We start from the raw sequence: 9,254 nt of genomic DNA, 5'->3' as shown, positions 1-9,254 counted from the left end.
CTAGTGTGGATGAAACTTCAGATTATTTCAAGTTCTTTTACTCAATGAGAACTGAGTCTGAACGCTATAATTCAAGATTTAAAAATTTAAATCTTGAGACCCCTTCTGTAAGAAACATAAGATCCATCGAAAATCAAAATACCTTGGGTCATATATGTCTCTTAGCTGTTGCACTCGCCGCAATCATTACCAATAAGGGCGATATGCTTCATTCTTTAAGTAATCTTAAACGCGCGATTTAACTCTTTAACAATCTAATTTTTTACATTTACTATCCTCATAGGGATAGTCTGCCCTTTTTTAGGTCATATTATTAGTAGTTATCCTAATTTTACTATTTTTAATTCTCTAATCTATATTCAATTTTTTAAAGATCAATTATGCTCATCTCTATAAATATTAAAATAAAACAATAATCATATTATACACCTATAAATTTTAATAATATAGTAGATAGAATTCTATTTAATAAAAACATAATAATTATTGAAAAATTTTTAAATTTACTCTCCCTAATCAATAATTAATATTATATAATATAAATACTCAAAACAAATTATTTGAATTTAGAGGTGTAAAATGGTGAAAGGTAGAATACATTCAATAGAAACAATGGGACTAGTAGACGGCCCAGGAATAAGGGTTGTAGTTTTTTTTCAAGGCTGTGCATTAAGATGTAAGTTTTGTCATAACCCTGATACATGGTCAATGGATTTAGGTGAAGAATATACTCCAGAGGAGTTAGTAAATAAAATTAAAAGGTTTAAGCCTTATTTTGAAACAAGTAACGGAGGGGTTACTTTTTCAGGAGGAGAGCCTTTAAGACAACCACAGTTTTTACTAGAAGTATTAAAACTTTGCAAAGCTGAAGGCATTCACACATGTATAGATACAGCAGGTGTTGGATTTGGAGATTATGATGAAATATTAAAATATACTGATTTAGTTCTTTATGATGTAAAGCACTTTACAAAAGAGGGATATGAAAATGTTACTCAGGTAAAAATGGGAGAAACATTAAATTTTCTTGAAGCTATGAAAAGAAATAATACAAAGTTATGGATAAGACACGTTGTTGTGCCAGGACTTACTGATGGAGTAGAACATATTAAAGCTTTAAATGAATACATAAAAACTATTCCAAATGTACAGAAGGTTGAGCTTCTTCCATATCATGTGCTTGGGGTAAATAAATATGAAACAATGAACATGAGATATCATTTAGAAGGGGTAGAACCTATGGATAAAAAGCTTTGCGAAGAATATAGAAAACTTATAGAGTTTGAAGATAAAGTTTAAAAAAGGAGATCTATTTAAATGATTTTATAACATTTAGATAGGTCTCCATTTTACTAATCATTATTAATTGTTTCTGCATTTAACTTTTCTTCATATTTCTTTTTAGAAGTTTCATATCTTTTGGGATCATAACATATACAAATAGATAAGAAAAGTCCTAAAGGAACACCTAAATAATAATTTTTTCCAAAAAGAAAGAAAAAACACATAGATAAGGCAATGCAGCATAATACAAATTTAATAAAGTTTCTTGTTGTAAAAGTCATAAACACACCCCTCTCTTACATTACAATACAATTATACATAATATTTCTGAACAGAACAAATATTGTATGGAAATTTATGTGTATATGATATAATTCCTGTAATGTTAAAATATACTATAACAAAGGAGGAGTTATAATGAAGAAGTTTCTTATAAGAAGTTTTATGGCGTTTTCTGTAATATTTATTATTCTTTTTTCTATTACAATGTTTTTAGAAAATAGAAATAAAGAAGAAATAAATAGTGATGTATCAGTTAAGTATGAAGTTTTGAATGAAGAAATAAGTGTTCCTAAAATGCCTGAAAAAGTAAAAGCTAATTTAACTTTTTCTAAAACATATTTTTATAGTGGTTTAATTATAAGCTTAATATCCCCTGTACTTTTTTATATTTTTGGTGGTGTAGAAATAATTAAAAAGAAATCTTTTAAAAACAAGTTTTTTGAAGGAGTTAGCTTTTGTTTTTTATATGGAGTTTTTACAGAAGTTATGATATTCCCTAAAATATTGTTTTCAAGTTTCTATAGACTTAGGTTAGTTGGCCTTTCAAGTCAGAGTTTTTTAGGTTTTTTCGCAAATTATATGGAAGGTAATCTTGAAAGTATATTATTTGAACTTCCAGTTGCAGCTTTTATTTATATGTTATTTATGAAAAGAAAAGAATGGTATATATGGACTAGTACTATATTAATAGCAGTTGTCTTAATAGATAATTATGTTTATCCATATGTTGATGAGTTTAGAAATGAACTTGTAGATATGGAAGATGGAGAATTAAAAAGCAAACTTTTAAATTTAGCATCAGAATCAGGAATTGAAAACTTAGATATAAAAGTTATACCAAAGGCTTATAAGACAAGCAGTATGAATGCATATATGACAGGAATACATAACAGTAGAAGAATAGTATTTTGGGACACCACTTTAAATCAATTATCTGAAAAGGAAATATTATCAGTAGCAGCACATGAAATGGGACATTATAAATTAAATCATATAAGAAATTCTATGTTACTTGGAATGGCTGGCATCATAATAGGTGTATTAATACTTCAAGGTATTTTAGTTAAAATGAAACATAAAAACTATAAGACAATTGAAAGCGTAGTAGTTATTTTAATTATGTTTAATATAGTAAGTCTTGTATTTACACCAATTGAAACAGCCTATTCTAGAAAAATTGAAACAGAAGCAGATAATTTTGCTATGGAAGTAACTAAAGATCCTATAACTAATGGATTATTAGAGATTAGATTTGTAGAAAGTAATTTAACGCCTGTAGATGTTAATGGTTTTTATAAATATATGTGCTACGACCATCCAACCGTTAAGGATAGAATTGAAAATAGTAATGAATTTGCAAAGAAGTTAGCAGAAGAAAATTAAGTTTTTAGTTTTAAATAATAGAGAGTATCTGAATGAAGATTTAGTCATTCAAATACTCTCTTTTTACATTCTTGAACTAAAGTATCCAGCTGGAATATAGCCTTTTTTCATTCCTTCTATTATTAGAAGATATGTTGCAGTTGTATCAAATCTTGCATCATGATAATTTCCACTACCTGCAAATAATTCTTCAGATTTTTTTGCAATTTGTTCTTTTGAGATGTTTAAAAATTTAACTACCTCCTCAAGTTTAGGATTTTTATAATCTCCATTTGGTCTTGGAATCTTACATATATCCTTATAATATTGCATTGTACAGAATGTATGTCTTGGCTCATAATCAATACACATATCTTCGAGTTCGCTTTTTAAGAATTTTATATCGAAGTTAACATTGTGACCTATAACAAAATCTGCTTCTTCAAAATCACTTATAAATTCTTCTAATAAATCTTCAAAATACATTCCATTAGATAATTCATATAACTTCTCTAATGAAAAACCATGTACTGCTTCAGCAGCAGGGTCCATCTCATCAACAGTTATAAAAAAGTTTTTACCAACTGTTTTTTGAGGTTTGCTTGAAGCATCAATTGTAATATAACTTAACTGACAAATATGACCGGGTTTTATGCTTGTGGTTTCTGTATCAAAAATTAATAATTTCATTGTGAAATTCCTCCTAAAAGTGGATTACGGTTAAATATATATGAAATATTATAGTATATTTTGTTTTAATATTGCAAATGACAATGTTATAATGATTATGGTGTGCAAATTTTTTATTTTATAGAAAAGAGGCAAAAGATATGATACAAAAGGATAAACGTAAGGTTTCAATAATTGGAGCAGGATTTGTGGGAGCTACAGCTGCTTACTCATTAATGTTAAGCGGAATTCCAACAGAAATATGTCTATATGACATAAATATGGATAAGGCTCTTGGAGAAGTTATGGACTTAGTTCATGGAACTTCTTTTACAAAACCAATCAATATATATGCAGGAGGCCTTGAAGAAACAAAAGATTCAGACATAGTAGTAATTACAGCAGGAGCAGCACAAAAAGAAGGAGAAACAAGACTTGATCTTATTGATAAAAACTATAAGATATTCCAAGGTTTTATACCTGAAATAGTTAAGTATAGTCCTGATTGCATCTTGCTTGTAGTATCAAACCCAGCTGATATATTAGCACATATTGCTCATAAATTATCAGGATTTCCTAAAGAAAGAGTTATTGGCTCAGGAACAGTTTTGGATACTTCTAGACTTAGATACATATTAGGAAAGTATTTTGAAGTTAATAATAGTAATGTACATAGTTATGTTATTGGAGAACATGGGGATAGTTCTGTGGTTACATGGAGTGGTTCTACAATAGGTGGAGAAAAAATAGATATATTTGCAGAGCAATTAAATCTTGAATGGGATAATGAAATTAAAAAAGTAATTGAAAATGATGTTAAAGATGCCGCTTATGAAATAATTAATAGAAAGAAAGCAACATATTTTGCTATAGGTATTTGTGTAACTAGAATATGTGAAGCTATATTTAGAGATGAAAACAGTATTCTTACTGTATCGAGTCTTTTTGAAGGACAGTATGGCATAGATGGAATGTATCTTGCTATTCCTACTATAGTAAATGCTTCAGGTGCTCAAAGAATTATTGAAATACCTTTAAGCGAAGAAGAGGTTAATAAGCTTAGAAGTTCTGCAAAAACATTAAAAGAGCATTTTGAAAAATGTAATGTTTAAAAGTAAAAATTGTTAATTAATAAAAGAATATTTTGAATAATATAATGTTTTAAAGTGAAAATGTTTAATTTATGCGAATATTTTGATATAATGTATAAATAAATAATAGATATATTGTATAAATTATAATAAATATAAAATAGAGATAAATAATAAGGAGGCTAAATCATGGAATTTGAAGGGCTAATTATTCCTGAAGGATACAAAAGTACAGATACACTAATAGATACTGAGGTGCATATAAAAAATTTAAAGGACTTTTTTGAAAGAGCATTAGCTGAAAAGCTTAATCTTACAAGAGTTTCTGCACCTTTATTTGTAGAAAAAAAGACTGGATTAAATGATAATTTAAATGGGGTAGAAAGACCAGTAGCTTTTGATGTATTAAATGCAGGAAAAGATGTTGAAATTGTACATTCCTTAGCAAAATGGAAGAGAATGAGTTTAAAAAGATATGGATTCTCTGTAGGAGAAGGTCTTTATGCTGATATGAATGCTATAAGAAGAGATGAAGAACTAGATAATCTTCATTCTATATATGTTGATCAGTGGGACTGGGAAAAAATTATTAATAAAGAAGATAGAACTGAAGAAACTTTAAAGGAAACTGTAAATAAAATTTATTCAGTATTTAAAGAAACTGAAAAGTTCGTAACTTCAAAGCTTAAGGACGTAGAACCTATACTTCCTGAAGAAATATTTTTTATAACTACTCAAGAACTTGAAGATATGTATCCAGATTTAACTCCAAAGGAAAGAGAAGATGCTATCTGTAAAGAAAAGAAAGCTGTTTTCATAATGAAAATAGGTGAAGTATTAAATTCTGGAGAAAGACATGATGGAAGAGCTCCAGATTATGATGACTGGCAATTAAATGGTGATATTATATTCTATTATCCAGTATTAGATAGAGCTTTTGAATTATCATCAATGGGTATAAGAGTTGATGAAAAAGCTTTAGAAGAACAATTAAAGAAAGCTGGATGTGAAGATAGAAAAAATCTTGACTTCCATAAACAATTATTAAATGGAGAACTTCCTTACACAATAGGAGGAGGAATTGGACAATCAAGAATATGTATGTATTTCTTAAGAAAGGCACATATAGGAGAAGTTCAAGCATCTGTATGGGATGAAAAAAATATTAAAATGTGTGAAAAATACGGTATAAATCTTTTATAAGAGATAATAGTATTTGTATATGAAAAAAGGTGGCTGATATTTTTATAGTAGCTACCTTTTTTTGTTGATTATTATTTTCCCAAAATGATAAAAATATTTATTGCTTATACTGATTTTATATAATTTATTTTGCAAAAAAAAGACTATATTATAGAAAAATTAATAATAATAAATCTTTTCAATTTAACAAATCATAAAAATAATAAGTGTAAATAAAAAAAGTTATAAAATTTTACAAGAAGCAAAAATACAAGTATAATAGAAAAGTATAAGATTTTTAATGGAAGAATAACATTAGATTTATCAATAAGTAATGAGATGTTTTATATATGGTAAATTAGACAAAATAATCTGTAAAATATCAGATTAGTATGGAGAGGAAAGTAATGAAAAAAAAGAATACAAAGAATATTAAGAAAAAGAAAAAAGTAGTTAAGAAATTTAGCTGGAAATTACTAATTGGCTTTTTAGTATTTGAGCTAGTATTTACTGCAGCTACAGCTCCTTTTGTACTTTTATATGGTCCTTTTGAAAATGCTAAATCTATGTTTGTTGGAACAGCAATGGGGTCTATGAATTATCAATGGCTTGCAACTACATTTTTGTCAGATAAGAAAATTGCAGAAATAACGGGACAGCCTGAAAGTTCAAGTGATATGGGAGAACAGGATGAATCTTTAATACATATTCCCAAAGTTCAAGATAACAGTATAAAGTGTATAACTCTTGATAATAATGATAATTTTCAAGGATATGCTTTAATAATAAGTGATCCTACTAGAATTCATGTGGGATATACATCAAAACTTAATGCACCTAATCCAGAAGGTGAAACTACATCTCAGATAGCAGCAAATAATAATGCTGTTGCAGCTGTTAATGGTGGTGCCTTTACTGATGAAGCTGACAGTGCGCAGTGGTCTGCTAATGGAGGAACTCCATCAGGAGTAATTATTTCAGATGGTAAGGTTATTTATGATGATACAGCAGGAACTGCTAAGGGTACAATAGCTATGACTGGTAGAGGTCAGCTTGTAGTTGGTACGTTTACAACAAAGGAACTATTAAATAAGGGTGTTACAGAAGCAGTTAGTTTTGAAACTAGCATTCTTGTTTATAATGGAAAAGCAACATCAATTAATGGTGATGGAGGAACAGGAAGTTCACCAAGAACACTTATTGGACAAAGAGCTGATGGAAGTATTGTGCTTGTAGTTTTAGATTCTAAAGTTCAAGGAAGTAGAATTGCAGCAACAATTAAAGAAGCTCAAGAAGTTATGTTAAAATTAGATTGTGTCACAGCAGCTACTTTAGATGGAGGTAAGTCTGCTACAATGTATTACAATGATGAAGTAATTAACACCCCTTCTTATGCATATGGTGAAAGATCAATACCAACAGCGATAATAGTAAAATAGGTTAGGAGAGGTGCAGAACATGAAAAAAATGACGAAGATAATAACTTGGGCATTACTCTCAATAATGATGCAGTGTGCAGTACTTTTATTTTTAGATAAAGTTTACTTTAAACATTCTTCTGAATTTGAAATTTCAGAGATAAGTACAGATACAAGTGTTAAAGATGTAAGTATAAATATTCCTTCAGATGCTGAAAAAATTAAGGTGTCTTATGATGGAAAGTATGTATCTTATTTTATAGGTGATAAATTTTATATAAATGACACTAAGAATGATACATCTAAAGAAATAATTACTGATGAAGACAGTAATACAGTAATGTATGCTGAGTGGCTTCCTGATAGAAATAGAGTTACAATAGCAGAAAAAATAAAAAATGATTCAGGTCAAACTGTAGTTAATATTATAAGTTATGATGCAAAAAGTGGATCTAAGTATCAATTAAAAGAATTAAGTAAATATAGTAGTGGAATGAAGGTTGAAGGAATTGCAACAACTACCCTTTCAGGAGTTTCATATGTTGGAATTAATAAAGGTGGTAATAGTTCTAGTATTTATAGAATAGACATTAATGATGATATGAAAAATATTGGAGTTAAGCTAAATGGAATAGCAGCACTTAAAATTTTCCCTCATAAAGATGTGCTTTTATATGAGGATGCAGGAACTAAGAAATTCTATTATTATAAAAATGGAACTTCTAATTTAATTAATACAGGAACTTATTCAAATCTTGAACTTTTAGCTGTAGATAATAAGGATGTAGTATATATGGGGGAAACATCTAATAAGAAAATAACTAAAATTATTTATGGAACCCTAGATACAGATATTTCTACATGGCAAACTTTAAATCTTGAAAAAGCAAAGGAGCCAAATGACATTAATATTGATGAAAATGGAGAGATTCTTATAAATGATAATTTAGAAGGAACTATCACTAATATGTCTACAGGAAGTAAAGTTTCTTATAGTGGTAAATATATTACTGCAAATAGCAAGGTTGTAATGAGTTCTGATAATGACCAAACTTATATTAAGAGTTTATCAGAAACAGAATAGCACTTTATTAAAAACTCCTTATAGAAAAAGTCTATAGGAGTTTTTATATTAATATAAATTATGATATAATATTCTTCATGAATAATTAGGTAAGGAGAGAAATATGAGTGGTGGCATAATATACGAAAAGTTAATACTGATTCCGGCTTTAATATTGGCTTTTACTTTCCATGAATATGCTCATGCAAAAATGGCAGATAAGCTTGGTGACAAGACTCCTAGATTTCAAGGAAGACTTACATTAAATCCAATAAATCATATAGACCCTATTGGTACATTAATGATATTACTATTTGGATTTGGATGGGCAAAACCTGTACAAACTAATCCAAGTGCTTATAAGAATTATTATAAAGATGATTTAAAAGTCAGCCTTTCAGGTCCAGTTGCTAACTTATTACTAGCTATTGTTGGATGTATAGCATGGCTTTTGGCAATAAAGCTTCAATACTCTACAGGATTACATTCTGTAACAGTATTTTCAGTTATTGTGGATATTTTAAGAACTATATTTACTTTAAATGTTAGTCTATTTGTTTTTAATTTAATCCCTATACCAGGCCTTGATGGATTTGCAATATTAAGAGATTTAAAACCGGATTTCTTTTTCAGAATAAGCGAGTCTTTATATAGATATCAATATATAATAATAATTTTATTGATATTTGGAGGAGGAAGATTTATTTCAGTTCCAGTAAACTTTATATGTAGACTTATATTAAAAATAGTTGGAGCAGTAATTGGATTTTAGTTTTTAGGAGGTTAAGTGACAGTTACAAAAATGTTATAAAACCTTAGAAAAGTGTACTAAAAAATAACAAATTTCAGAAATAGAGATTTATAGATTTGTCTAATAACCTTTAGATGTTTATTAATGATATC

Annotated in this window: 9 protein-coding genes and 1 pseudogene; 8 read left to right on the top strand and 2 right to left on the bottom strand. The window is 28.2% G+C overall.

Annotation, left to right across the window (positions count from 1 at the left end; genetic code table 11):
* Nucleotides 1-242 (top strand): annotated as a pseudogene (locus BM384_RS17980) (hypothetical protein); the annotation flags it as partial.
* 337 nt (nt 243-579) lie between these two features.
* A complete protein-coding gene (pflA, locus tag BM384_RS12665) occupies nt 580-1,299 on the top strand; it encodes a pyruvate formate-lyase-activating protein (RefSeq protein ID WP_090014126.1) in 720 nt (239 codons plus the stop codon).
* A gap of 53 nt (nt 1,300-1,352) precedes the next feature.
* Here pflA and BM384_RS12660 read toward each other — a convergent pair whose 3' ends face one another.
* Nucleotides 1,353-1,565 (bottom strand): hypothetical protein, encoded by a 213-nt coding sequence (locus BM384_RS12660; RefSeq protein ID WP_090014124.1) that lies wholly within the window; start codon nt 1,563-1,565, stop codon nt 1,353-1,355.
* Nucleotides 1,566-1,701: 136 nt separating this feature from the next.
* Here BM384_RS12660 and BM384_RS12655 point away from each other — a divergent pair, with 136 nt between their 5' ends.
* Nucleotides 1,702-2,949 (top strand): M48 family metalloprotease, encoded by a 1,248-nt coding sequence (locus tag BM384_RS12655; RefSeq protein ID WP_090014122.1) that lies wholly within the window; start codon nt 1,702-1,704, stop codon nt 2,947-2,949.
* Between the two features lie 63 nt (nt 2,950-3,012).
* Here BM384_RS12655 and BM384_RS12650 read toward each other — a convergent pair whose 3' ends face one another.
* On the bottom strand, nt 3,013-3,618 hold the full coding sequence (locus BM384_RS12650; RefSeq protein ID WP_090014120.1) for a 3'-5' exonuclease: 606 nt from the start codon (nt 3,616-3,618) through the stop codon (nt 3,013-3,015).
* Between the two features lie 140 nt (nt 3,619-3,758).
* Here BM384_RS12650 and BM384_RS12645 point away from each other — a divergent pair, with 140 nt between their 5' ends.
* From BM384_RS12645 to BM384_RS12625, 5 genes are all read left to right on the top strand, one after another.
* Entirely contained in the window at nt 3,759-4,709 is a 951-nt protein-coding gene (locus BM384_RS12645; protein ID WP_090014118.1) for an L-lactate dehydrogenase, read from the top strand.
* Nucleotides 4,710-4,877: 168 nt separating this feature from the next.
* Nucleotides 4,878-5,891, top strand: a complete 1,014-nt coding sequence (gene asnA / locus BM384_RS12640; protein WP_090014117.1) for an aspartate--ammonia ligase — start codon at nt 4,878-4,880, stop codon at nt 5,889-5,891.
* 386 nt (nt 5,892-6,277) lie between these two features.
* Complete coding sequence (locus BM384_RS12635; RefSeq protein ID WP_242946028.1) at nt 6,278-7,309, top strand: phosphodiester glycosidase family protein; 1,032 nt, start codon at nt 6,278-6,280, stop codon at nt 7,307-7,309.
* Nucleotides 7,310-7,328: 19 nt separating this feature from the next.
* Nucleotides 7,329-8,372: a hypothetical protein gene (locus BM384_RS12630; protein ID WP_090014113.1), complete on the top strand. Its 1,044-nt coding sequence runs from the start codon at nt 7,329-7,331 to the stop codon at nt 8,370-8,372.
* A gap of 103 nt (nt 8,373-8,475) precedes the next feature.
* Complete coding sequence (locus BM384_RS12625) at nt 8,476-9,123, top strand: site-2 protease family protein (RefSeq protein ID WP_090014112.1); 648 nt, start codon at nt 8,476-8,478, stop codon at nt 9,121-9,123.
* Nucleotides 9,124-9,254 lie beyond the last annotated feature (131 nt).

It is taken from the genome of Clostridium sp. DSM 8431 (genome assembly GCF_900116755.1).
GTDB lineage: Bacteria > Bacillota > Clostridia > Clostridiales > Clostridiaceae > Clostridium.
Note: the sequence above shows the minus strand (reverse complement) of the source record. Positions and strands in the feature narration are given on the sequence as shown.